The 24,583-nt window shown below is 65.3% G+C and carries 21 protein-coding genes and 1 tRNA gene; 18 read left to right on the forward strand and 4 right to left on the reverse strand.

Annotation, left to right across the window (positions count from 1 at the left end):
• Nucleotides 1–354: 354 nt before the first annotated feature.
• Nucleotides 355–1,293, reverse strand: a complete 939-nt coding sequence (locus BJ122_RS17840) for a LysR family transcriptional regulator (RefSeq protein ID WP_245407790.1) — start codon at nucleotides 1,291–1,293, stop codon at nucleotides 355–357.
• A gap of 118 nt (nucleotides 1,294–1,411) precedes the next feature.
• On the opposite strand from BJ122_RS17840, the gene BJ122_RS17845 reads away from it, so the two are divergent.
• The 4 genes from BJ122_RS17845 (at nucleotide 1,412) to BJ122_RS17860 (ending at nucleotide 6,610) form a co-directional block, all read left to right on the forward strand.
• On the forward strand, nucleotides 1,412–2,830 hold the full coding sequence (locus tag BJ122_RS17845) for a form I ribulose bisphosphate carboxylase large subunit (protein WP_110782607.1): 1,419 nt from the start codon (nucleotides 1,412–1,414) through the stop codon (nucleotides 2,828–2,830).
• Nucleotides 2,831–2,869: 39 nt separating this feature from the next.
• Nucleotides 2,870–3,232: a ribulose bisphosphate carboxylase small subunit gene (locus BJ122_RS17850; RefSeq protein ID WP_110782630.1), complete on the forward strand. Its 363-nt coding sequence runs from the start codon at nucleotides 2,870–2,872 to the stop codon at nucleotides 3,230–3,232.
• A gap of 207 nt (nucleotides 3,233–3,439) precedes the next feature.
• Nucleotides 3,440–4,249: a CbbQ/NirQ/NorQ/GpvN family protein gene (locus BJ122_RS17855; RefSeq protein ID WP_110782609.1), complete on the forward strand. Its 810-nt coding sequence runs from the start codon at nucleotides 3,440–3,442 to the stop codon at nucleotides 4,247–4,249.
• Between the two features lie 39 nt (nucleotides 4,250–4,288).
• Nucleotides 4,289–6,610 (forward strand): nitric oxide reductase activation protein NorD, encoded by a 2,322-nt coding sequence (locus tag BJ122_RS17860; protein WP_110782610.1) that lies wholly within the window; start codon nucleotides 4,289–4,291, stop codon nucleotides 6,608–6,610.
• Between the two features lie 27 nt (nucleotides 6,611–6,637).
• Here the strand turns inward: BJ122_RS17860 and BJ122_RS17865 are convergent, their stop codons facing one another.
• Nucleotides 6,638–7,531, reverse strand: coding sequence for a LysR family transcriptional regulator (locus tag BJ122_RS17865; protein ID WP_103012092.1), 894 nt, complete (start codon nucleotides 7,529–7,531; stop codon nucleotides 6,638–6,640).
• Nucleotides 7,532–7,727: 196 nt separating this feature from the next.
• On the opposite strand from BJ122_RS17865, the gene BJ122_RS17870 reads away from it, so the two are divergent.
• Both BJ122_RS17870 and BJ122_RS17875 read left to right on the forward strand, forming a co-directional pair.
• Nucleotides 7,728–9,758 (forward strand): YgiQ family radical SAM protein, encoded by a 2,031-nt coding sequence (locus BJ122_RS17870; protein ID WP_110782612.1) that lies wholly within the window; start codon nucleotides 7,728–7,730, stop codon nucleotides 9,756–9,758.
• A gap of 171 nt (nucleotides 9,759–9,929) precedes the next feature.
• Nucleotides 9,930–12,125 (forward strand): DEAD/DEAH box helicase, encoded by a 2,196-nt coding sequence (locus tag BJ122_RS17875; protein ID WP_110782614.1) that lies wholly within the window; start codon nucleotides 9,930–9,932, stop codon nucleotides 12,123–12,125.
• A gap of 324 nt (nucleotides 12,126–12,449) precedes the next feature.
• On the opposite strand, the gene BJ122_RS17880 is transcribed toward BJ122_RS17875, so the two are convergent.
• Nucleotides 12,450–12,526 (reverse strand) — tRNA-Arg (locus tag BJ122_RS17880).
• Nucleotides 12,527–13,008: 482 nt separating this feature from the next.
• Entirely contained in the window at nucleotides 13,009–14,487 is a 1,479-nt protein-coding gene (locus BJ122_RS17885; RefSeq protein WP_110782616.1) for a sensor histidine kinase, read from the reverse strand.
• 354 nt (nucleotides 14,488–14,841) lie between these two features.
• Between BJ122_RS17885 and rpmH the strand changes: the two genes are divergently transcribed.
• The 12 genes from rpmH (at nucleotide 14,842) to dapE (ending at nucleotide 24,306) form a co-directional block, all read left to right on the forward strand.
• A complete protein-coding gene (gene rpmH, locus BJ122_RS17890; protein WP_006609582.1) occupies nucleotides 14,842–14,976 on the forward strand; it encodes a 50S ribosomal protein L34 in 135 nt (44 codons plus the stop codon).
• Between the two features lie 20 nt (nucleotides 14,977–14,996).
• On the forward strand, nucleotides 14,997–15,338 hold the full coding sequence (gene rnpA / locus BJ122_RS17895) for a ribonuclease P protein component (RefSeq protein ID WP_110782618.1): 342 nt from the start codon (nucleotides 14,997–14,999) through the stop codon (nucleotides 15,336–15,338).
• Between the two features lie 17 nt (nucleotides 15,339–15,355).
• Nucleotides 15,356–17,221 carry a membrane protein insertase YidC gene (gene yidC, locus BJ122_RS17900; RefSeq protein ID WP_110782620.1) on the forward strand — a complete coding sequence of 622 codons (1,866 nt, stop codon included), beginning with the start codon at nucleotides 15,356–15,358 and terminating at the stop codon, nucleotides 17,219–17,221.
• Between the two features lie 166 nt (nucleotides 17,222–17,387).
• Entirely contained in the window at nucleotides 17,388–18,041 is a 654-nt protein-coding gene (gene yihA / locus BJ122_RS17905; protein WP_110782632.1) for a ribosome biogenesis GTP-binding protein YihA/YsxC, read from the forward strand.
• Complete coding sequence (locus tag BJ122_RS17910; RefSeq protein ID WP_181418995.1) at nucleotides 18,038–18,412, forward strand: DUF423 domain-containing protein; 375 nt, start codon at nucleotides 18,038–18,040, stop codon at nucleotides 18,410–18,412. Before yihA ends, BJ122_RS17910 begins: the two co-directional genes overlap by 4 nt.
• Nucleotides 18,413–18,551: 139 nt before the next feature.
• Complete coding sequence (argB, locus tag BJ122_RS17915) at nucleotides 18,552–19,448, forward strand: acetylglutamate kinase (RefSeq protein ID WP_103012117.1); 897 nt, start codon at nucleotides 18,552–18,554, stop codon at nucleotides 19,446–19,448.
• A 29-nt stretch (nucleotides 19,449–19,477) separates the two neighbouring features.
• The gene (locus BJ122_RS17920; protein WP_110782634.1) at nucleotides 19,478–20,539 is read left to right on the forward strand and encodes a DUF1036 domain-containing protein; all 1,062 of its coding nucleotides are present in this window, start codon (nucleotides 19,478–19,480) and stop codon (nucleotides 20,537–20,539) included.
• A 2-nt stretch (nucleotides 20,540–20,541) separates the two neighbouring features.
• Nucleotides 20,542–21,240, forward strand: coding sequence for a pyrimidine 5'-nucleotidase (locus tag BJ122_RS17925; protein WP_110782623.1), 699 nt, complete (start codon nucleotides 20,542–20,544; stop codon nucleotides 21,238–21,240).
• Between the two features lie 153 nt (nucleotides 21,241–21,393).
• Entirely contained in the window at nucleotides 21,394–22,239 is an 846-nt protein-coding gene (dapD, locus tag BJ122_RS17930) for a 2,3,4,5-tetrahydropyridine-2,6-dicarboxylate N-succinyltransferase (RefSeq protein ID WP_110782625.1), read from the forward strand.
• A gap of 53 nt (nucleotides 22,240–22,292) precedes the next feature.
• The gene (locus BJ122_RS17935) at nucleotides 22,293–22,772 is read left to right on the forward strand and encodes a DUF805 domain-containing protein (RefSeq protein WP_027278628.1); all 480 of its coding nucleotides are present in this window, start codon (nucleotides 22,293–22,295) and stop codon (nucleotides 22,770–22,772) included.
• Nucleotides 22,773–22,836: 64 nt separating this feature from the next.
• Complete coding sequence (locus BJ122_RS17940; protein WP_110782627.1) at nucleotides 22,837–23,109, forward strand: hypothetical protein; 273 nt, start codon at nucleotides 22,837–22,839, stop codon at nucleotides 23,107–23,109.
• Nucleotides 23,110–23,148: 39 nt separating this feature from the next.
• Nucleotides 23,149–24,306 carry a succinyl-diaminopimelate desuccinylase gene (gene dapE, locus BJ122_RS17945; RefSeq protein WP_110782629.1) on the forward strand — a complete coding sequence of 386 codons (1,158 nt, stop codon included), beginning with the start codon at nucleotides 23,149–23,151 and terminating at the stop codon, nucleotides 24,304–24,306.
• Nucleotides 24,307–24,583 lie beyond the last annotated feature (277 nt).

The raw sequence follows: 24,583 nt of genomic DNA on the forward strand, positions 1-24,583 counted from the left end.
CTTTCTGAGTCTCGACAACCAGAAAGTACCCGCTTCGCGCTGGTTTGGCCGGGCATGCGCTGCGACACGTTGAATCATTCCCCGGACAGCCGTGCGCTCTTGCGGGGAGAGGGGTGGGGTGAGGGGGCGTTCGCTCAGATCGCAGCTGTTCGGCTACGTCGCTACGTCCCCGCGATTGCAACGGCTCGGCAGCGTCGCAACGCCCCCTCACCCGGATCACCGCTGCGCGCTGATCCGACCTCTCCCCGCACGCGGGGAGAGGTGACAACAGGCGCAGTGCTGAGTTTGAGCAACTACTCGTGCTGACTTTGAGTGAATGCAAACGATCCGATTGCCGCCTTAAGCGGCGACGCCTCAGGCGCTCGCCGCCGGCGGGTGGCCGGCGTGCGGCGCCGCGTGTTTGGCGCCCTCGAGCAGGAACTCGACAAACGCCTGGGCGACGCGCGGCAGCGTCTTGCCCTTCAGCCACACCGCGTTCCAGCGCCGGCACAGCGGAAAACCGTGCACGTCGAGCACCGCGAGGCAGCCATTCGACAGTTCAAGCTGCATGCTCGACAGCGGCAGCACCGAGACGCCGAGCCCGGCCATCACCGCCTGCTTGATCGCTTCGGTGCTGCCGAGTTCCATATACGGGCTGATCGCGACCTCGTGCTCGATCAGATAGCGGTCGAACGCCGAGCGGGTGCCTGATCCCGCTTCGCGCACCAGCCAGCGCTCGCTGGCGATCTGGGCCGGCGGGATCGCGGGCACCGCCGCCAGCGGGTGATGGGGATGGGCGGCGACCACCAGCAGGTTTTCGTAAAACGGCCGCGCCTCGACCGCGAGATCGTCCGGCGCCTGACCCATGATCACGAAGTCGTCCTGGTTTTCCGCCAGCCGTTCGATGACCCGTTCGCGATTGGTGACAATCAGCCGCGGCACCACCGCCTGATGATCGGCGATGAACGAGCCAAGGATGTGCGGAATGAAATACTTGGTGCTGGTCACCACCGACAGCCGCAGCGGCCCCTTCAGCGTGTCATCGAGGGAATCGAGCGCCTGTTCCAGCGTGCGCAGCCGCTCCAGAATGTCGTTGCAGGCGGCGTGCATCTCATGGCCGGCCGGGGTCAGGAAGAACCGTTTCCCGATATGTTCGAATAGCTTAGCGCCGACGTTCTCCTCGAGCCGGCGCAGCTGAATCGACACCGCCGGCTGGGTCAGATGCAGCTCCTCCGCGGCGCGGGTGAAGTGCCGATGCCGCGCCACCGCCTCGAACAAGCGGAGCTGCTGCAGGGTGAGGTGCATACGCGGCATCATAACTTCCTGTATATCGTCACGATAGAAACAATCAATTTTTGTTTATGCAAGTAAATTCCTAGTGTCCCGCGCCATGACGGCCCGGTTGAGAGGCCGGCACCAAAGGGGACATGCGATGCGAAAGAGTTATCAAGCGGGCGTGCGTGAATATCGGGAAACTTATTGGGACCCGCATTACACGCCCAAGGACAGCGACATTCTCGCGGTGTTCAAGGTGATCCCGCAGCCCGGGGTGCCGCGCGAGGAAGCCGCCGCGGCGGTGTGCGCCGAGTCCTCGACCGCGACCTGGACCACGGTGTGGACCGACCTTTTGACCGACCTCGACTATTATAAGGGCCGCGCCTACGCCATCGAAGACGTGCCGGGCGACGACGAAGCGTTCTACGCCTTCGTGGCTTACCCGATGGGCCTGTTCGAAGAAGGCTCGATCGTCAACGTGTTCACCTCGCTGGTCGGCAACGTGTTCGGCTTCAAGGCGGTGCGCGCGCTGCGTCTGGAAGACGTGCGCTTCCCGTTGTGGTTCGTGACCACCTGCGACGGCCCGCCGCACGGCATCCAGGTCGAGCGCGACAAGCTCGACAAGTATGGCCGCCCGCTGCTCGGCTGCACCATCAAGCCGAAGCTCGGCCTGTCGGCCAAGAACTATGGCCGCGCCGTGTACGAGTGTCTGCGCGGCGGCCTCGACTTCACCAAGGACGACGAAAACGTCAACTCGCAGCCGTTCATGCGCTGGCGCGACCGTTTCGAGTTCTGCCAGGAAGCGATCGAGAAGGCCGAGAAGGAAACCGGCGAGCGCAAGGGCCACTACCTCAACGTCACCGCGCCGAACATGGAGGAAATCTATCGCCGCGCCGAGTTCGCCAAGGAGATCGGTTCGCCGATCATCATGAGCGACTACCTGACCATCGGCTGGGCCGCGCATTCCAGCCTGTCGCGCTGGTGCCGCGCCAACGGCATGCTGCTGCACGTGCACCGCGCGATGCATGGCGTGATCGACCGCAACCCGCGCCACGGCATCAACTTCCGCGTGCTCGCCAAGCTGCTGCGCCTGCTCGGTGGTGACCATCTGCACTCCGGCACCGTGGTCGGCAAGCTGGAAGGCGACCGCGCCGCGACGCTCGGCTGGGTCGACCTGATGCGCGAACGCCACGTCAAGGAAGACCGCAGCCGCGGCCTGTTCTTCGATCAGCCGTGGGGCCACATGGCGCCGGTGATGCCGGTCGCATCGGGCGGCATTCACGTCTGGCACATGCCGGCGCTGCTCGCGATCTTCGGCGACGACGCGGTGTTCCAGTTCGGTGGCGGTACGCTCGGCCATCCGTGGGGCAACGCTGCTGGTGCTGCCGCGAACCGTATCGCGCTCGAAGCCTGCGTGCGCGCCCGTAACGAAGGCCGCGATGTCGAGCGCGAGGGCAAGGACATCCTGACCACCGCTGCGCAGTCCAGCCCCGAGCTGAAGATGGCGATGGAGACCTGGCGCGAGATCAAGTTCGAGTTCGACGTGGTCGACAAGCTCGACGCGCCGCACCGCTAAATCGCCCGATCGTCATCAGCCAATTTGGAAACCATCATCATGACCACTCCGATGAAGGACTATCAGTCCCGTATCTCCGATCCGAACAGCCGCAAGCTGGGCACCTTCTCCTATCTGCCGCCGATGGATGCCGAGCAGGTGCGCAAGCAGATCAACTACATTGTTGGTCGTGGCTGGACCCCCGCAATCGAGCACACCGAACCGCCGCACGCCTCGGGCCACTATTGGTACATGTGGAAGCTGCCGATGTTCGGTGAAACCGATGTCGATCGGGTCATCGCCGAGATCGAAGAATGCCGGGCGGCCAATCCGGCCCACCACATCCGGTTGCTCGGTTACGACAACATCGCGCAGACCCAGGGCACCAGCATGGTGGTGCATCGCGCGCCGATCACGGTCTGACGCTGCTGCTCTTTCTGACAACAAACGGACGTGGGCGCATGAGCGCGCATGGCGGTCGCGCGCCCCGTCCTCCGCCCGGCAGCCCTGATAGCGTTTTCGAGCGAAGTGGATCCCGGTTCGCGTCAAGAAAACGCGTCAGAACATAGAGTCAGAGCCTCGGTTCTGAGGGCGCGTCGGTCGCTTCACTGGTCACACAGGACACACGCGATGAGCGAGATTGATAGCGCCCCCTACAGGATTGCAGCCCAACCCTACTACCGGCCGGTCGGCAATGAGGTCGACCTGTACACCGCCGCCTATGCGGCGCGCATGCCGATGATGCTGAAAGGCCCGACAGGCTGCGGCAAGTCGCGCTTTGTCGAATATATGGCCTGGAAGCTCAAGCGACCGCTGATCACGGTGGCCTGCAACGAGGACATGACCGCCGCCGATCTGATCGGCCGCTTCCTGCTCGATATCAACGGCACCACCTGGCGCGACGGCCCGCTGACCCTGGCGGCGCGCATGGGCGCGATCTGTTATCTCGACGAAGTGGTCGAAGCCCGCCAGGACACGGTGGTGGTGATCCACTCCTTGACCGACCACCGCCGCACGCTGCCACTGGAAAAGAAGGGCGAAGTGGTCGAAGCCCATCCCGACTTCCAGGTGGTGATCAGCTACAACCCCGGCTACCAGAGCCTGACCAAGGACCTGAAGCCTTCGACCCGGCAGCGCTTCGGCGCCATGGTGTTCGACTTCCCCAATCCCGATGTCGAAACCGAGATCGTCGCTCACGAAGCCGGCGTCGACTCGATCACTGCCGTCAAGCTGGTCGAAGTGGCGCAGCGCAGCCGCAATCTGCGTGGCCATGGCCTTGATGAAGGCATTTCGACTCGTCTCTTGGTCTATGCCGGCCGGCTGATCGCGATGGGCATTCCGCCGGCGGATGCCTGCCGCACCGCGCTGGTGCGGCCGCTGACCGACGATCCCGACATGCAGGACACGCTCGACGCCGCGGTCGACACCTTCTTCGGGTGACGTACCAGAGATGAGATCTGACGGCAGAAGGCGAACAGCATGACCATCAAGCTCGAAGCATACCAAGCCGAACTGGAAGCCTCTGCGCCCGGGCTCTCCGACCTCGTTCAGGCGGTCTATAGCGACGCAGTGCGGCAATTGTCGCCGACCGCGCTCGAAGACCTGTTTGACGGTGCCTGCGGCCTGGCCCGGCTCGGTAAAGGCAACGCGGTCGTGGTCGCGTATCTCGACGCGATGCCGATGGTGGCGCGCGAGTGCGGCGAGGAGGCGATCCGCGATTGCCGCCTGGCGGTGATGAAGCTCGCCTCGATGACCTCCGGCGAAGTGCTGGCGATGACTTTCGCCAGCCTGCCGGTGGCCGCAAGCCGCTTCAGCGATGCGGAACTGGTGGCCGTCTATCTGCAACTGCTGCATCGTCTTGCAGCCCGCGTGCCGCGCGGGCTGCGGCCGATGCTCAGCCATATCGATGAGCTGCTCAACCGGCTGACGCTGTCGGGCCTGCGCGCCTGGGCCGAGTTCGGTGCCGAAGCCCATCAGCGCAATCTCACGGCGCAGGCTGCGTATTTCGGGCTGGAATCGCAGGACAGCCGCGCCGTGCTGGAGCGCGAGCGCCGCGGCACGCTGTTTGTCGATGTGCAGCGCCGGCTGTCGGCCTATCTGCGCGCGTTCTGGGGCCGCGACTTCCTGCTGCGGCCGACCATCAGCGATCACGAGGATTTCCGCTGCTTCATCGAGGACGGCCGGCTGCATCTGCCGGACGCCGCCGATGTGCACGGCACCGTGTCCGGCCTTGATGTCTATCGCGCCATGGCCGCGCATATGGCGGCGCATCTGGTCTATACCAGCCGCCCGCCGTCGATCGACGGGCTGACGCCGGCCGAACGCTTCCTGATCGGCTTTGTCGAAGACGCCCGGGTCGAGCGTCTGGCGGTGAAGCGCTTCCCCGGCCTGCGCCGGCTGTGGCGCTCGCTGATGCCGACCGAGGCGACGCCGCCCGCCAGCCATCCGACCATCACCGTGCTGGAGCGCTTTGCGCTGGCGCTGCTCGATCCGACCGAGCGCACCGGTGATGCCAAGCTCGATCGGCTGGCGGAGCGGTTCCAGGGCGCGCTTGAGCACGGCGAAAACATCTCGCTCAATCTCGGCCGCGCGCTGGCGGATCATCTGAGTGCGCAGAAGATGATGCCGAGCCTGCGACTGCTGGAGCGGATCAGGCTGCCGTGGCGCGATGACAACCGCTTCTTCTGGCAGCCCGAACATTTCGACCGGCTGGAAATGTTTGGTGGCGCCGCGTCGGGCGAGGCGCAGATTCGCCGCCGGGTCGGGCTGATGGAGTTCATCAACGAGACCGACGTCGAGAACGCCGGCGACGATGCCCAGGAAATCTGGGTGCTCGGCACCGAGCTGTTCCCCTATGAGGACGAAGGCGTCTCCTACAATCAGCGTGAGGGCCGCCCGCAAGTGTCGGCGCCGGTGCATTATCCGGAATGGGACTACCAGATGCAGGTGGTCCGTCCGAACTGGGTGACGCTGCGCGAACACGCCGCGCCGCGCGGTGCGCCGGCGGTGATCGACACCATGCTCAGCGAGCAGAAGGCGGTCGGCCAGCGGGTGCGGCGCATTGTCGATCAGTTGCGGCCGCAGGGATTGCAGCGCGTGCGCCGGCTGGAAGATGGCGAGGAGCTTGATCTCGGCGCCGCGGTCGATGCCATGGTGATGCTGCGGCTCGGCCGCCAGCCGGATGCGCGCATCACCATGCGCAATGTGATCCACCGCCGCGACCTCGCCGCGCTGATCCTGATCGACCTGTCGGAATCGACCAATGAGCTGGTGCATGGCTCGACCCGCTCGGTGATCGACCTGACCCGCGAAGCCTGCGCGCTGCTATCGACCGCGATCTCCGGGATCGGTGATCCGTTTGCGATCCACGGCTTTGCCTCCAACGGCCGCCATGACGTGCGCTATATGCGCTTCAAGGATTTCGATCAGCGCTTCGATGCCGATGCCAAGTCGAAACTGGCCGGCATGTCCGGAGGGCTTTCGACGCGCATGGGCGCGGCGATGCGCCATGCCGGCCGCTATCTGGCGCGCCGCCGCGAAGCGCATCGGCTGCTGCTGGTGATCACCGACGGCGCCCCGGCCGATGTCGATGAGCGCGATCCGCAGCACCTGCGCATGGATACCAAGAAGGCGGTGGAGGATCTGCGCGCCGAAGGCATCCGTACCTATTGCCTCAGCCTCGATCCGCTGGCGGATCGCTATGTCGAACGGATTTTCGGTGCCGGTGGTTTTGCGGTGATCGATCACGTTCGCCGCCTGCCGGAACGCTTGCCGACCTTGTTCGGCAGCCTGACACGCTGACCCCTGCCGGCCGCGGCGGCCGCTGCATCACGCCCCTTCAGATGCAGCGGTCTCCGTGCCGAGCAGCGCTTTCAGGAATGGATTGGGGAAGCGCCGCGCCAGCGTGATCGCAAAGAACGTCTCCTTCAGCTCCGGCAGCCGTTCCACTTCCACCAGCAGCCCTTCATTCAGCTCGCCCTGCACCACGATCGGCGGCACCACCGCCATGCCGGCGTTTTCGCGCGCGATCAGACGCAGCATCGCCATGTCGTCAACCTCGGCGACGATCTGCGGGCTGATGCCATAACGCTGCATCAAAGCATCGAAGCCGATCCTGATGCTGCTTTCCGGCGTCGGCAGGATCAGCGGCTCTTTGCGCAAAATCTCGCGCAGCGAGCGCTTGCGCCGGCAGCGGTCGCGGTGGCCGACGAGGCTCACCGGCTGATCGGCGATCGGCTGCGAAATCCAGGCGGTGGCGGCATCGCGCGGCGGCGACAGATTGGCGAGCAGCACGTCGATGCGATGCGCTTCCAGGCTGGCGAGCAGATCGCCAAGCCCGCCGGAGCGTAGCACCACTTCGACATCGCGCCGGCCGAGCAGCGGCTTGATGAACTGGATCTGGAAATTGCGCGACAGCGTCGCCAGCGCGCCGATCCGGATCACACCGCGCGCGCCGCGGCGGCCGCGCAGTGTGCTGACCAGTTCGTCGCCGGCGGCGAAGATCGCATCGGCGCCGTCGAGCGCGATCCGCCCGGCTTCGGTCAGCACCAGCCGTTTGCCGCAGCGCTCGAACAGATCGTGGCCGAGCTGCGCCTCGAGCTGCCGCAGCTGCACCGACAGCGCGGAGGGCGAGATGTTCAGCGTTTCCGCCGCCCGGGTCAGATTGCCGGTGCGCGCGATCGCCTGAAAATAGCGCAGATGATGGAAGTTGAGCCGCGACATGCGCGAACTACTAACATGAGCAGGAGAGCGGCGGCGAGAGATGTTCGCATGGTTGCACGCCGCGCGCCGCCGATCCCGGTTGAGAGGGCAGGGCGGACCATGAGCGGCTTTGAGCCAACGGGAACCCGGATGGCGCGCAAGAAAACGCCTTCGGTTGTGATTCCATCAGCGCCGAAAAAGCTCTAATGGTCGCGCCATGGAAACCCAAGCGCCCGCCGTAAAACCCCTGACGTCCTGGTTCCCCCGACGGCCGCAGTATGGCCGGGCGGCGCCGTTCCTGCCGATGAGCCAGGCCGAGATGAAGGCACTCGGCTGGGACGCCTGCGACATCGTGATCGTCACCGGCGACGCCTATATCGACCATCCGAGTTTTGGCATGGCGATCATCGGCCGGCTTTTGGAAGCGCAGGGTTTTCGGGTCGGCATCATCGCCCAGCCGGATTGGCAGTCGGCCGAGCCGTTCAAGGCGCTCGGCAAGCCAAAACTGTTTTTCGGCGTCACCGGCGGCAACATGGACTCGATGGTGAACCGCTACACCGCGGATCGCCGGCTGCGTCATGACGACGCCTATACGCCGGGCGGCGAGGGCGGCAAGCGTCCGGACCGCTGCACGCTGGTCTATGCGCAGCGCTGCCGCGAGGCTTTTAAGGATGTGCCGGTGATCCTTGGCGGCATCGAAGCGTCGCTGCGCCGCATCGCCCATTACGATTATTGGTCGGACAAGGTGCGCCGTTCGATGCTGGCCGATGCCAAGGCCGATCTGTTGCTGTACGGCAATGCCGAACGCGCCATTCTGGAAGTGGCGCATCGGCTCGCGGCCGGCGAAGCGCCGCGCGCATGCGCCGATATTCGCGGCGTGGCGCTGTTCCGCCCGGTGCCGGCGCACTACACCGAGCTTGACGCCTCCGATCTCGACTCCGCCGAGGAGGGCGCCGAGCGCCGCGCCGGCGATGTGGTGATCCGGCTGCCGAGCTGCGAGCAGGTCGAGCAGGATCGCGAGGCCTATGCCCGCGCCTCGCGCGTGCTGCATCGGGAAAGCAATCCCGGCAATGCGCGGCCGCTGGTGCAGCGCCATGGCGACCGCGATTTGTGGCTCAATGCGCCGCCGATCCCGCTGAGCTCGGCGGAGATGGATGCGGTCTATGAGCTGCCCTATGCGCGCGCCCCGCATCCCAGCTACGGCAATGCCAAAATCCCGGCCTGGGAGATGATCCGGTTCTCGGTGACGATCATGCGCGGCTGCTTTGGCGGCTGCAGCTTCTGTTCGATCACCGAGCATGAGGGGCGCATCATTCAGAGCCGCTCGGAAGGCTCAATTCTGCGCGAGATCGAGCGGGTGCGCGATCAGACCGCCGGCTTCACCGGCGTGATCTCCGATATCGGCGGCCCGACCGCGAACATGTATCGGATGGCCTGCAAGGACCGCGACGCTGAGGCGGCGTGCCGGCGCGCGTCCTGCGCCTATCCGGCGATCTGCCCGAATCTCGACACCTCTCATGATCAGCTGATCAAGCTGTATCGCAAGGCGCGCGAGGTGCCGGGCGTCAAGAAAGTGATGATCGCGTCCGGGGTGCGTTACGATCTCGCGGTCCATAGCCCGGACTACGTCAAGGAGCTGGTGTCGCATCACGTCGGCGGTTACCTGAAGATCGCGCCGGAACACACCGAGCGCGGCCCGCTGACGATGATGCGCAAGCCCGGCATCGCCAGCTATAACCGCTTCAAGCAGATGTTCGATGCCGCCGCCGCGCGCGCCGGCAAACAGTATTTCCTGATCCCGTATTTCATCGCGGCCCATCCCGGCACCACCGACGAAGACATGATGAACCTGGCGCTGTGGCTGAAGCGCAATCGCTACCGGGCCGATCAGGTGCAGACCTTCCTGCCATCACCGATGGCGACCTCGACCGCGATGCATCACTCCGCGTTCAATCCGATGCGCGCGGTGCGTCGCGGCGCCAGTGAGCCGGTGGTGGTGATCAAGGGGCTGCGGCAGCGCCGGTTGCACAAGGCGTTTCTGCGCTATCACGACCCTGATAATTGGCCGGTGCTGCGCGAGGCGCTGAAGGCGATGGGCCGCTCCGATCTGATCGGCGGCCGGCCCGACCAATTGGTGCCGGCGCTGCAACCGCCCGGCACCGGCAAGGCGGCTGCGACGCCGCGGCCGCTGCGGCCCGGCAAGGGCGCATCGCGCTTCACCACCAAGGGCGTGCGGCCGCGCCGGTAAGGCGGCGCGGCACAGGAAAGATTGGCGCTTTGCCCGCTCTTGGCTTAAATCAAGGCCTGCTCCCACACTTCGCCAGCCCCTGGTGACGGCGTATCGTCAAGGTTGCTGAGCTGACCCGTCGGGTCCCGGGATTTTTCCATTCGGCGTAATCGCCAGTAAGGTCTTCTATTCGTGACGTTTTTCACTAGCCACCCGCCGCTCGCCCGAGCTTTGGCGGAGCGCCAATTCCTTGAAGCCACCGCGGTGCAGACCGCGGTGCTGGCCCCCGAGGCCGCCGGCCGCGACCTGTTGGTGTCGGCGCAGACCGGCTCCGGCAAGACCGTCGCCTATGGTCTGGCGATCGCCGGCGACCTGCTCGGCGAGGCCGAACGGCTCGAGCCGTCGACCGCGCCGCTGGCGCTGATCGTGGCGCCGACCCGCGAACTGGCCTTGCAGGTGCATCGGGAACTGGGCTGGCTGTACCAGCACACGGGCGCGCGCGTGGTGTCGTGCGTCGGCGGCATGGACCCGCGCCGCGAACAGCGCGAACTGGCCGAGGGCGCGCATATCGTGGTCGGCACGCCGGGGCGGCTGTGCGACCATCTGCGCCGCGGCCGGCTCGATGTGTCGCAGCTGAAAGCGGTGGTGCTCGACGAAGCCGACGAGATGCTCGATCTCGGCTTCCGCGAGGACATGGAATTCATCCTGGAAACCACGCCGGAAACCCGGCGCACGCTGCTGTTCTCCGCGACGCTGCCGCGCGGCATCATCGCGCTGGCGAAAACCTATCAGCAGGATGCGCTGCGCATCGAAGTGGCGGGCCGCGAGGGCGGCCACGCCGATATCGAATATCGCGCGACGCGCATCGCGCCGGGCGATGTCGAACATGCCGTGGTCAACACGCTGCGCCTGGTGGAATCGCCGTGCGCGATCGTGTTCTGCAACACGAGGAGCGCGGTCAATCATCTGCAGACCTCGCTGCTTGAGCGCGGTTTCTCGGTGGTGGCGCTGTCGGGCGAGCTGACCCAGAACGAACGCACCAATGCGCTCAATTCGCTGCGCGATGGCCGCGCCCGGGTGTGCGTTGCGACCGACGTCGCCGCGCGCGGCATCGATCTGCCCAATCTTGGCCTCGTCATTCACGCGGATCTGCCCAACGATCCGGAAGTGATGCAGCATCGCTCCGGGCGCACCGGGCGCGCCGGCAAGAAGGGCATCAGCGTGCTGATGGTGCCGCCGGCCAGGCGTCGCCGCGCCGAGCTGCTGCTCAATCTCGCCGGCACCGAAGCGATCTGGGGCGCCGCGCCACAGGCCGATGAAATCCGCGCGCTCGATCAGCAGCGCATGATGCAGGATGAGCTGCTCACCGAGGAAGCAACGCCGGAAGATCAGGCGCTGGCACAGGCGCTGCTCGCCGAGCGCTCGGCCGAGCAGATCGCGATCGCGCTGGCGCGGCTCTATCGGGCGCGGCTGCCGGCGCCAGAGGACATTCTCGATCCGGGTCCGGAGCGTGGCCGCGCGCGTGAGCCGCGCGCCGAGGGCAAGGGGCCGCGCGCCGTGCGCGAGGATCGCGAGCCAAGGCCGCGTTCGGCGAAAGCGGCGCAGCGCCATGCCTTGACCGACGGCGTCTGGTTCCGCGCCGCGATCGGCAAGCGCAAGAATGCCGAGGCGCGTTGGCTGTTGCCGATGATCTGCCGACGCGGCGGCATCGATCGCCAGGACATCGGCGCGATCCGGATTCTCGACACCACCACTGAGTTTGAAATTGCCGGCTCCGCCGCCGAGGCGTTCGCCGCGCAGGTGCGCCGTCCGGACAAGGAAGACACCATCCGGATCGAGCCGCTGATCGGCGCCAAGCCGATCGACAGCAAGGCGGATGATGCCAAGCCGTTCGCGCCCGGTCGCGGAAAACCGGCGGCCAAGCGCCGCGATGACGATCAGCAAGAGCGCGAGCCGCGGCGCAGCAAGCGGCCGGACTCGTGGTCGCCGCTATCGGGCGAGGCGCTGCGTGAAGCACGCCAGGAGGTCGAGTTTGGCGACGAGGCGAAGGCGCCGCGCGGCAAGGGCCATGGCGACGCGCCGCGCGACAAGCGGCCGCCGCGCGCCGGCAAAGAATCGTCGTTCAAGGAGGCCGGCGCCAAGTCCGACGGCTATAAGAAAGACGGTTTCAAGAAGGACGACTTCAAGAAAGACCGCTTCAAGGACGAGACCTTCAAGAAGGACGGCGCCAAGAAAGACGGCTTCAAGAAGGACGGCTTCAAGAAGGATGGTTTCAAGAAGAAGTCGCGCGACGACAAGCCGGCCTATGTCAGCAAGGCCCGCCGCGATGACCCGTCAGCCAAAAACCCGGGCTACAAGAAGAAACCCAAGACCAAACCCCGCGGCTGATCCGTAAAGCGCGGCGAGTAGGCGAAAGCAGAACCGATCGACCAACCCTCCTTCCCATCGCGTAACGGTGGGTTGCGAGAACTCATACCGGCAGTTCCTACCATTGACCCGTCATGCCCGCGCTTGTCGCGGGCATCCACGTCTTGAAAGCGCTGCAAGGTCAGAGACGTGGCTGGCCGGGACGGCGCTCGGCCATGACGTGCGCAGTGGTTGGTGTCAATCGCGGCTGGTATTACTGAGAACGAAATTTGCAGACCGGCTACAAATTTGTGCCGCTGCAACACCCGCAATAAAGGAATAGCAAGTCTAGAATAGCGACTTGAATGGCGCGCCCGAAAGGATTCGAACCTCTGACCCCCAGATTCGTAGTCTGGTGCTCTATCCAGCTGAGCTACGGGCGCCTGTCGTTCTTGCAGCGCTGCCTAAGGGAGGCTGCGAAGACCGCCTGCATTCCGCAAACGGTGACGTCGCGAAAGCGCGCCATAGCTACCGGCTCCGGCGCGGCTTGGCAAGCGTCACGAGCCAGTTCAGTGCAAAAACATCACAAGCGCCGCGACGGCCGCCATTCCGCGGCAATGCCTTGAAAGCGTGCATGAAATCGCGCGGAGCGCGCCGCGGTGACGTATGCCGCTGTGCATGGCACGCGGCCGCGGCATGAAAAAATCTGTCACACGGAGCGGCAAATTGCTCGCCAGACGAAGTTTCGCGCGCGCTGCGGCGGCGGTCGATCGCGCGCAGCCATTGTTCGATTCGTCAGTGTTCGATTCGTCAGTGAGCGTGGAGGCGAGGTGCAGGCGCCGGATGCTCCCGCGCCAAGGAGGGGCAGGGCGTGCGCGGCCTTGCATCATGGCTAGACGGGCGAGGGCGGGCCTCGCCGCGCCAATCAGGCGCGCTGCCGTTCCTTGCGCAGGCTGTGCAGGTCGACCGGCCGGTCCGGCACGGTGATCCGGAACACGGCGCCGATCGTGCCTTCCACCAGATTGATGTCGCCGCCATGGGCGCGCACCAGCTCGGCGGCGATCGCGAGGCCAAGCCCGGTACCGCCTTCGCGCACCGAGCCCTGGAACGCCTCGAACAGATGCGCCTTGGCCTTCTGCGGCACGCCGGGGCCGGTATCGGACACTTCGATCACCGTGACCGCGCCCTCGCGCCGGCCGGTGATGCGGATCTGCTGCACGCCGGGCGTGTCGCGCGGCAAGCCTTCCAGCGCCTGCGCGGCGTTGCGCACCAGATTGAGCAGCACGCGGAACAGCTGGTCCGGGTCGGCATCAATGGTCAGGCCGCGCTCGATCGAGCTGACCCAGGTGACCGAGGCGTCGGTGGCCAGGCCCGCGGTCTCGCGCACCTCGTTGACCACCGGCTCGACCAGCATCAAGCGCCGGTCCGGCGCCGCTTCCTGGGCGCGGCCATAGGACAGCGTCGATTGGCAAAACGCGATCGCGCGCTCCAGCGAGCGCATCAGTTTTGGCGCAAAGCGCTGCACGCGCGGGTCGGGCACGCTGGCGAGCTGGTCAGACAGGATTTGCGACGACGCCAGCAGATTGCGCAGGTCGTGGTTGATCTTGGACACCGCGAGGCCGAGCGCCGCCAGCCGGCTCTTTTGATGCAGCATCGACACCAGCTCGCGCTGCATGTCCGACAATTCCTGTTCGGCGAGGCCGATCTCGTCGCCGCGCGGCGAGGGCACCACGATGCCGGTGGCGTGTTCCGGGTTCTTGCGGAACTCGACCATATTGGCGGTCAGCCGCCGCATCGGCCGCACGAACAGAAAGTGCAGCGCCAGATAGATCAGCGCCGTGGTCAGGCTGGTGATGGTCAGCGACACCAGCAGCAAGTTGCTGGAGAAGTGGTACATCGCCTGGCGCAGCGGCCCGGAATCGATCACCACCTCGATGAATTGCCCGCCATTGTCAGAAGGGCCGACCACCCGGATCGCGCTGTTCTCGCGCTCCAGCATCACGGTGAACGAGTCCAGGATCGCCGACCAGGGCGTGATGTGGCGTAGGTCGACCTCGTGATCGACGGTCGGCGGCACCCCGGCGCTGGCCAAGAGCCGGCGCTGCTGGCCCATCTTGATGGCGAGCGCGCGGGCATTGATGCTGTCGAGGATCTGCCGGGTCAGGTTTTCCGGCACCGTGCCGGACGGCGCGGCGTCCAGCACCAGCGCGGCGGTATTGGCGGCCGCGACGTGGTCGCTGAGCCGGTTCAGCCGGAAATTGGCGATCGACGGCACGTAAATGAAGATTTCCGCGATCAGAATCAGCGGAATGGTCAGCAGCAACAGCTTCCCGGACAGGCCGATCCGGGGTTCCAGGCCTGGTCGCCAGACGCGCCAATCGAGTTTGTTGTCCGCTTCAGACACGCGCTGCCGCCTTGCGAAAAGTTGCCGTCGTCAAATACGACCGTGTTGCCCCGATCTTGCCCGGAGGTTCCAGGAACATGCGCCGCCGCTTCCGGCGCGTCAAATTACCGTCCGCTAATGTCGCGCAGTGCGGCAGCTTCCCGGCAGAATATGCTAATTTCATGAGAGCTTAAAGGACTGACGGCGTGATTGACGAAAGAAGGTCGCTCTCGTATAAGCCCGCCAACTGTCCGTGATGCCCCGGCATTGTCCGGGACGGCTTGGTATGGGCCGATCGCGGCCCGTGCCGGGCCAGCATCTACGGACGTCCACCTCAATTCCTCGGCAATTTGCCCGGTCAGCGGAGAACGACCCGTGAAGCGGACTTATCAACCCAGCAAATTGGTGCGCAAGCGCCGTCACGGTTTCCGTGCCCGTCTCGCCACCACCGGAGGCCGCAAGGTTCTGGCGGCGCGTCGCGCCCGTGGTCGCAAGCGTCTGAGCGCCTGACGGATCTCACCGAGATCATCATGGATCGGCTAAGGCAGCGGGCGGACTTCATCGCCGTTGCCAGCGGGGCGCGGGCCAATAAGCCTGCCTTCGTCGTGCAAGCCCGTCGCCGTGACGACGACGGGCCGGTCCGTGTCGGCTTCACCGTCACCAAGAAGATCGGGACCGCCACCGAGCGCAATCGAATCCGCCGCCGGCTTCGTGAGTTGGTGAAGCAGGTCGACAGCGCCGTCATTGAGCCGAGCAGCGATTATGTGCTGGTCGGTCGACGTGCCGCGCTTGAGCGCGGCTTTTCCGTTATGCTCGACGATCTCCATTCGGCGTTCGATCGCGTCCCGCGGCGATCGCCCACCTCGAAATGAATGATGAGACCTGATCGATGACCGACAACAATCGCAACACCATTCTTGCCGTGATTCTGTCGGGGCTCGTGCTGCTGGGCTGGCAGTACTTCTTCAACATCCCCCAGATGGAAAAGCAGCGCGCCGCCGAGATCGCCGCGCGCAGCCAGACCGCCAATCCGGCCCAGCCAACTCCTCAGCCCGGCGCCGCGCCGCAGGCTGGTGCGCCGACGCCGTCGGTTGCTCCGGCGCCGGCTCAGACCGCCGCCGCCGCGCCGATTTTGAGCCGCGAGGCCGCGCTCGCCGCCGCGCCGCGCGTCAAGATCGACACGCCGCGTCTGGCCGGCAGCATCTCGCTCAAGGGCGCGCGCATCGACGACATCTCGCTGAACCAGTATCGTGAGACCGTTGATCCGACCTCGCGGGCGATCGAGCTGTTCTCGCCGTCGGGCAGCGCGCATCCTTATTACGCCGAGTTCGGCTGGGTTGCCGCCGCCGGCAGCAACGTCAAGGTGCCCGATCACACCACGCTCTGGACCCAGGAAGGCTCAGGCAGCCTGACGCCGACCTCGCCGGTGGTGCTGCGCTATGACAATGGCGAAGGCCTGACCTTCCGCCGCACCATTTCGGTCGACGAGCGCTACCTGTTCACGATGAAGGACGAGGTCAGCAACATCGGCAACGCGCCGGTGACGCTGTATCCGTTCGCGCTGATCTCGCGCCATGGCGCGCCGCAGGTCGCCGGCTACTACATCCTGCATGAGGGGCTGGTCGGCTATCTCGGCGACCAGGGCCTGCAGGAATACGGCTACGCCAAGATCGACGAAGCCAAGACCGTCAATTTCAAGGTCACCAACGGCTGGCTCGGCATCACCGATAAGTATTGGGCGTCCGCGCTGCTGCCCGACACCTCGGCGCAACTGCAGGCGCGGTTCTCCTCGAACCTCGCCAACAATGTCCGTACCTATCAGACCGACTATCTGCTCGATCCGCAGATGATCCCGATCGGCGGCACCGGCACCGCCAACACCCGGCTGTTCGCCGGCGCCAAGGAAGCTGGCGTGGTCGGCATCAACTTCCCGGGCCTCGGGCTTGGCGGCTACAACAAGTCGCTCGGGCTCAACCATTTCGACCTGATGATCGATTGGGGATGGTTCTACTTCATCACCAAGCCGATGTTCGTCGCGCTCGACTTCTTCTTCCACCTAGTCGGCAATTTCGGCGTCTCGATCCTGCTGGTCACCGTGCTGATCAAGCTCTTGTTCCTACCGCTCGCCAACAAGTCGTACGCCTCCATGGCGAAGATGAAGGCGATCCAGCCGCAGCTGATGGCGCTCAAGGATCGTTATCCGGACGACAAGGCCAAGCAGCAGCAGGAGATGATGGAGATCTACCGGCGGGAGAAGATCAATCCCGTGGCCGGCTGTCTCCCGGTGCTGCTGCAGATCCCGGTGTTCTTCTCGCTGTACAAGGTGCTGTTCGTCACCATCGAAATGCGGCACGCGCCGTTCTTCGGCTGGATTCAGGACCTGTCGGCGGCCGACCCGACCAACGTCTTCAATCTGTTCGGGCTGATCCCCTACGATCCGACCCACATCCCGGTGCTGGGCTACTATCTGGCGCTCGGTATCTGGCCGATCATCATGGGTATCACCATGTGGGTGCAGATGAAGCTCAATCCGGCGCCGCCGGATCCGACCCAGCAGATGATCTTCGCCTGGATGCCGCTGATCTTCACGTTCATGCTGGCGTCGTTCCCGGCGGGGCTGGTGATCTACTGGGCGTGGAACAACCTGCTCTCGGTGGTGCAACAGGGCTACATCATGCGTCGCAACGGCGTGAAGATTGAGCTCTGGGACAACATCAGGTCGTCGTTCTCGAAGAAGAAGAAAAAGACCACCTGACAGGCAACGCGGCGCCGTTGTCGGACATCATGAGGCTGGCGCTCAGGCGGCAGCCTCACCACAACGGCCCGCGGCATCAAGGGTCTCACCCGCGCCGTCCGTGTCCAAGCTGCGGCCCGGCTTGGCGGCTCTCGACGGATGACGCGGCGCCATGGAAAGCTGCCGCATGACCGACGATATCGATCCGCAACTGATCGAACGGGGCCGCAAGGTGTTCGCCGGCGACTGGCGTTTCATCTGGGCATCGCCCTCGGTGGAAACCCTGCCGCCGATGCAGGGCCTGGAGCTGGCCTTTGTCGGCCGCTCCAATGTCGGCAAATCCAGCCTGATCAATGCTTTGACTGGACGGAGCGGGCTGGCGCGCACCTCGCATACCCCCGGCCGCACCCAGGAACTGATCTTTTTTGAAGGGCCGCCCGACGCCGGTTTCCGGCTGGTCGATATGCCCGGCTATGGCTACGCCTCGGCCCCGAAAACCAAGATCGCGTCCTGGACCAAGCTGATCCATCAATATTTGCAGGGCCGCAGCACGCTGGCCCGGGTCTATGTGCTGATCGACTCGCGCCATGGCCTGAAAGACGTCGACCAAGAGGTGCTGACCACCCTCGACAAGAGCGCGGTCAGCTACCAGATCGTGCTGACCAAGGCCGATCAGGTGAAGGCCAGCGAATTGGCGGAGCGGGTGGCGGCCACCAGCGAGGCGCTGCGCAAGCACCCCGCGGCCTTTCCCGAGCTGGTGGTAACCTCGTCGCGCAGCGCGTCCGGCATGCCGGAGCTGCGGGCGGCGATGATCAAGGTGGTTACGGAACGGGGCTCATGACATTGCTGCTGCTGGCCCGAATCGTCGTCGCGCTGTGTGCCGTGCTCGGCGCCAGCGGGGTGGCGCTGGCGGCGATGGCAGCGCACATGCCCGATGCCTCACGGCTCGGCCCGGCCTCGACCATGCTGCTGTTTCACGCTTTGGCGGCGATCGGCGCGGTGCTGCTCAGTGACCGCGCGCTGGTGCATCCGACGCTTGGCATGATCGCGGCCGCGGGCCTGATCCTCGGCACCGTGCTGTTCGCCGGCGACCTGGTGCTGCGCCAGTTCATCGGCCATGGCCTGTTTCCGATGGCGGCGCCGAGCGGCGGCATGATCACCATTGCCGCCTGGCTGCTGCTGGGCGTCGCGGCGCTGTGGCCGGCGCGATAACTTGCGCGGCGCGGCCGGTTTGCCCCGCCATCCGGCGCGCTGGCCGCAAGCCGGCTGGCACGAAAACGCTGTAGGATCGTGCGCGGCAAAGTGCTAGCGCTGTGCCCATCCCACCTGTCCGCCAATCGCGAGATTCCCGATGACCGACGCGCCCCAGATCAGCCCGCTCGAGCAGGCCCGTATCCTCTCGGAAGCGCTGCCCCATATGCAGCAATATGACGAGGAAACCATCGTCATCAAATATGGTGGCCACGCGATGGGGGCGGAGGAGACCGCCAAGGCGTTCGCGCGCGATATCGTGCTGTTGGAGCAAACCGCCATCAATCCGGTGGTGGTCCATGGCGGCGGGCCGCAGATCGCCACCATGCTGCAGCGGCTCGGCATCAAGTCGGAATTTGCCGCCGGGCTGCGCATCACCGACCGCGCCACCATCGAGATCGTCGAGATGGTGCTGGCCGGTTCGATCAACAAGCAGCTGGTCGGCTACATCAACGAAGCCGGCGGCAAGGCGGTCGGCCTGTGCGGCAAGGACGGCAACATGGTGACCGCCACCAAGGCGACCCGCACCATGGTCGATCCCGGCTCGCGCATCGAAGAGGTGATCGACCTCGGCTTTGTCGGCGAACCCGAAAAAGTCGATCTGACGCTGCTCAACCAGCTGATCGGTCATGAGCTGATCCCGGTGCTGGCGCCGCTTGCTACCTCGGCGACCGGCCAGACTTTTAACGTCAATGCCGACACCTTTGCCGGCGCGGTCGCGGGCGCGCTGAAGGCGAAGCGGCTGTTGCTGCTGACCGACGTGCCGGGCGTGCTCGACAAGTCGAAGCAGCTGATTTCGGAATTGTCGGTCAAGGATGCGCGCCGGCTGATCGCCGACGGCACCATTTCCGGCGGCATGATCCCCAAAGTCGAGACCTGCATCTACGCGCTCGAACAGGGCGTGCAGGGCGTGGTGATCATCGACGGCAAGACCCCGCATGCCGTGCTGCTCGAACTGTTCACCAATCAGGGCACGGGCACGCTGATCCACAAGTGATGGCCGGCACTTGCACCGCAAACAACAAGATGCCCGGACCTGTTCCGGGCATCCACGTCTTTGCTGCGCAGGTGCCCCGATCGCGGCGGCGCCCGTTTCGGATCGCCCGCGCGTTGGCCGCCGCGGTGCTGGCCTGTCTGGTCGCGAGTGCCGCTCACGCCGACTTCAAAATCTGCAATCGCATGAGCTACGTGGTCGAGGTCGCGATCGGCATCGACGACAAAAGCTCGACCGCGACCCGCGGCTGGTTCCGGATCGATCCGGCGCAGTGCCGCGTGGTGGCGCAGGGCACGCTGACCGCCGATCGGCTGCTGCTGCATGCCCGCGCGCTCGCGGTCTATGGCGCCTCGCCGACGCCGCAGGACGGCGCCGACCGGCTATGCGTGGCGCAGGATAATTTCGTGATCGCCGCCGCCCGGCAGTGCCGCGGCGGCCAGAGTCAGGCCGCGTTTTCCGAGGTCAAACCGTCCAAGACCGAGGACGGCACCATGGTGGCCTATCTCGCCGAGAGCGCCGAATATGACGACGAGCAGGCGCGGCTCGCCGCGATCCAGCGGCTGCTCGTGATCGCCGGTTATGACGCCGCGCCGATCGACGGCGTCGATGGTCCAAAAACGCAGGCCGCGCTCGCGGCGTTCCTGAAAAGCCGGGGTCTTGGCACCGATCTTGTGCAGTCGCCGAACCTGTTCGCCGCCATGATCAAGGCGCTGGAAGCGCCGTCCGGCAATGGGCTGACCTGGTGCAATGACACGCCCCATATCATCATGGCGGCGGTCGCCTCTGACGACGGCAAGAGCGTGATCAGCCGCGGCTGGTACCGGATCGAGCCCGGCAAATGCCTGCATCCCGATGTCAGCGGCCAGCCGCGGCAAGTCTATTCATTCGCTGAAGCGGTCGACGCCAGCAATCAGGCGCTGAGGCTGAAGGACAAGCCGTTGAACTGGGGCGGGCACGTGTCGTTGTGTACCCGTGACAGCAAGTTCGAGATCAACGACCACGGCGATTGCGCCGCGCGCGGTTTCAATCCGACCGGCTTTGCGCCGGTCGATCTGAGCGGCGGCGGCAAGACGCTGCGTTTCACGGTGCCGTAGCAATGATCGACAGACCTGTGCCGCGCGACTTTGCCGCTGTCGAAACCTGGGTGTTCGACCTCGACAACACGCTGTATCCGCATCATCTCAACCTGTGGCAGCAGGTCGACGTGCGCATTCGCGATTTCGTCGCCGCCTGGCTGAAAGTGTCGCCCGAGGAAGCGTTTCGCATCCAGAAGGATTACTATCGGCGCTATGGCACCACCATGCGCGGCATGATGCTGGAACACGGCGTTCACGCCGACGATTACCTCGCTTATGTGCATGAGATCGATCATTCGCCGCTCGAGCCCAATCCGGCGATGGGCGATGCCATCGCGGCGCTGCCGGGCCGCAAGCTGATCCTCACTAATGGCTCGGTGGCCCATGCCGGCAAGGTGCTGGCGCGGCTTGGCATCAGCCATCATTTCGAAGCGGTGTTCGATATCATCGCCGCCGAACTGGAGCCGAAGCCGGCGCCGCAGACCTATCATCGTTTCCTGCAACGCCACGGCGTCGATCCGCTGCGCGCGGCGATGTTCGAGGATCTGGCGCGCAACCTCGCGGTGCCGCATCAGCTCGGCATGACCACGGTGCTGGTGGTGCCGGATGACAGCAAAGAGGTGGTGCGCGAGGATTGGGAGCTGGAAGGCCGCGACGCCGCCCATGTCGATCACGTCACCGAGGATCTGACCGGCTTTTTGCGGGCCTTGCAGCGCTGACCGGCGCGCTCTGGCACCGGCCCGGCGATGGGATGATCGGCGCCCTGCGCGCGCTCGCCACCTTGACTCGGCTGCAGCAAATCCCGACAACGAAATAAAGGCCGGCGCCTTCGCTGCGGGCCACTGCGTTTTTGCCATCCTCAAGGACTCCCGATGTCGCTGACTGCCCTCGAAGCCTCCATCAATGCTGCATTTGATGCCCGCGATACCGTTAATCCGAGCACCAAAGGCGAGGTGCGCGAGGCCGTCGATCAGGCGCTCGATCTGCTGGGCAAAGGCGCGGTGCGGGTGGCCGAACGGCAGGACAACGGGGCCTGGGCCGTCAATCAGTGGCTGAAAAAGGCGGTGCTGCTGTCGTTCCGGCTCAACGACATGACCACCATTGCAGGTGGTCCGGGCGGCGCGACCTGGTGGGACAAGGTGCCCTCAAAATTCTGCGGTTGGGGCGAGGCTGATTTCCGCGAGGCCGGCTTCCGCGCCGTGCCGGGCGCGATCGTGCGGCGCTCGGCCTTCATCGGCAAGAACGTCGTGCTGATGCCGTCCTTCGTCAATCTCGGCGCCTATGTCGATGAAGCCACCATGGTCGACACCTGGTCGACGGTCGGCTCCTGCGCGCAGATCGGCAAGCGCGTGCACATCTCGGGCGGCGCCGGTATCGGAGGCGTGCTTGAGCCGCTGCAGGCCGGCCCGGTGATCATCGAAGACGATTGCTTCATCGGCGCGCGCGCCGAAGTGGCCGAAGGCGTGATCGTGCGCCGCGGCGCGGTGCTGTCGATGGGCGTGTTCCTCGGCGCTTCCACCAAGATCGTCGATCGCGTCACCGGCGAGATTTTCGTCGGCGAGGTCCCTGAGTACTCCGTGGTGGTGCCGGGCACGCTGCCGGGCAAGCCGCTCGCCGATGGTAACCCCGGCCCGGCCACCGCCTGCGCGGTGATCGTCAAGCGCGTCGATGAGCGCACCCGCTCGAAGACCAGCATCAACGAGCTGTTGCGGGATTGAGGTAGAAGGTCGCATGATCCGGCGATGTTCGCCGGATTCGTGCGAGAACCTCGATGGACGTTATCAGTTTCATGTTCGGATTCCGCGGCCGGATCAGCCGCGGCAAATATTGGATCGCCGTCGCGGTTTACGCGGTGGCGGTGATCGCCTTTGCGTTGATCGCGATCGATGCGCTGCGCACGCTCGACAAGGACAGCGCCTTCGATTTTCTGGGCGGCGGCCTTGCGCTGTGGGTCTCCGGTCTGTCGCTGACCATCGTGGTGCTGTGGTCGGGCTTTGCCACCGGCATCAAGCGGCTGCATGATCGTGACAAGAGTGGCTGGTGGATTCTGCTATTCTGGCTGGCGCCGATGCTGCTGATCGCCGCCGAGCGGATCGCAATTCACGGCCTGCGCGGCGTGGTGCTGTGGATCATCAGCGCGGCGCTGACGGTCTGGGCGATCATCGAGCTTGGCTGCCTGCGCGGCACCCCGGGGCCGAATGCCTATGGGCCGGACCCACTGCAGGGCGATGGCTCGCCCTTGAATGCCTGAGACCGCCCGCATCGCCACGCTCATCGCGGTGCGTCCCATTCGTTCTCGATCATGAGGTGGTGACATGAATGGCTTTCGTCGATTGATTATCAAGACCGCGGAAGTGATGATGGTGCTGCTGGTCATCGTCACGATCTTCTCCTTCGCAGCATCGGGCTGGATGTATGGCATCGATCTTGGACCTGGCTTCTTCGCGCCGGTGCTCGGCTTCATCATCGGCGGCCTGATCGGCCTCGCGATCGCCTCGGTGACGGCGTCGATGTTCTTCCTGGTGCTGGAGATCGCTGAAAACACCCGGCCGGGCGCCCGCAGCGACACCACGCCTGGTGCGCCATAACGCGGCGCGCGCTGCCATCCTGACCAAGCGAGCTGACCGATGACCGATGCCCTTGCCATTGCCCGCGAGTTGCTGCGCTGCCCGTCGGTGACGCCGGCTGATGCCGGCGCGCTCGGCGTGCTGGAGCGACTTCTGCGCGACGCTGGTTTTGACGTGCATCGTGTCACCTTCAGCGAGCCGGGCGCCGCCGATATCGACAATCTCTATGCGCGGATCGGCGATGCCGCACCGCATCTGACCTTTGCCGGCCATACCGATGTGGTGCCGCCCGGCGACGTCGCGGCGTGGAGGCATGACGCCTTTGCCGGCGAGGTGGCGGACGGCGTGCTCTATGGCCGCGGCGCGGTCGATATGAAGGGCGGCATCGCGTGCAGCGTCGCGGCGGTGCTGGGTTATCTCGCCGCCAATGGCGGGCGGCCGAAGGGCTCGATCTCGTTTCTGATCACCGGCGATGAGGAAGACGTCGCGGTCAACGGCACGGTCAAGCTGCTGCAATGGGCCGCCGAGCGCGGCGAGAAATTCGATCATTGCGTGCTCGGCGAGCCGAGCAATGTCGAAGCGCTCGGCGACTGCATCAAGATCGGCCGGCGCGGCTCGCTGTCCGGCACCTTGATCGTCGATGGCGTGCAGGGCCATGTCGCTTATCCGCAGCGCGCCGCCAATCCGGTGCCGGAGATCGCGCGGCTGATCACGGCGCTCAGCGATGATCCGCTCGATCATGGCAATGAGCAGTTTCCGCCGTCCAATCTGGAATTCACCTCGGTCGATGTCGGCAACGCCGCCACCAATGTGATTCCGGCGCAGGCGCGCGCCAAGTTCAACATCCGCTTCAACAATCAGCATAGCGTTGAGACGCTGCGCAGCTTGATCGAGCAGCGCGTCGCGGCGGCATTGAGTGGCGGCCGCCTCAAGGCGCGGATCGAATGGCTGCCGTCCAACAGCGGCGCGTTCGTCACCAAGCCCGGGCCGTTCACTGATCTCGTGGTCGCCGCGATCGAGCAGGTGACTGGTCGGCGGCCCAAGCTCGATACCGGCGGCGGCACGTCGGATGCGCGCTTCATCACCCATTACTGCCCGGTGATCGAGTTCGGCCTGGTCGGCCAGACCATGCACAAGGTCGATGAATGCACGCCGGTCGCGGACCTGCAGCAACTGACCGCGGTCTATCGCGGCGTGCTTGACCGCTATTTCGCCTGACGCTCAACGCCTGACTCGCAAGGCCGTCATTCCGGGACGCGCGCTTGCCGCGCGCATCCCGGAATGACTCGTGGAGGCATTCTTGCTCCGAACGTCTCTGACTTCTCAGCAGTGAGATCGCTTCTGTCACCTCTCCCCGCGTGCGGGGAGAGGTCGGATCAGCGCGCAGCGGTGATCCGGGTGAGCGACTATCTGGTCTGTCAAGTTGCATAAGCGAACTGGGTACGCGCGTCGCGTGCTTTGGCGTTGAGGCGGACGAGAAGTTTGCGCGCCAGGG

Source organism: Rhodopseudomonas faecalis, from assembly GCF_003217325.1.
GTDB lineage: Bacteria > Pseudomonadota > Alphaproteobacteria > Rhizobiales > Xanthobacteraceae > Rhodopseudomonas > Rhodopseudomonas faecalis.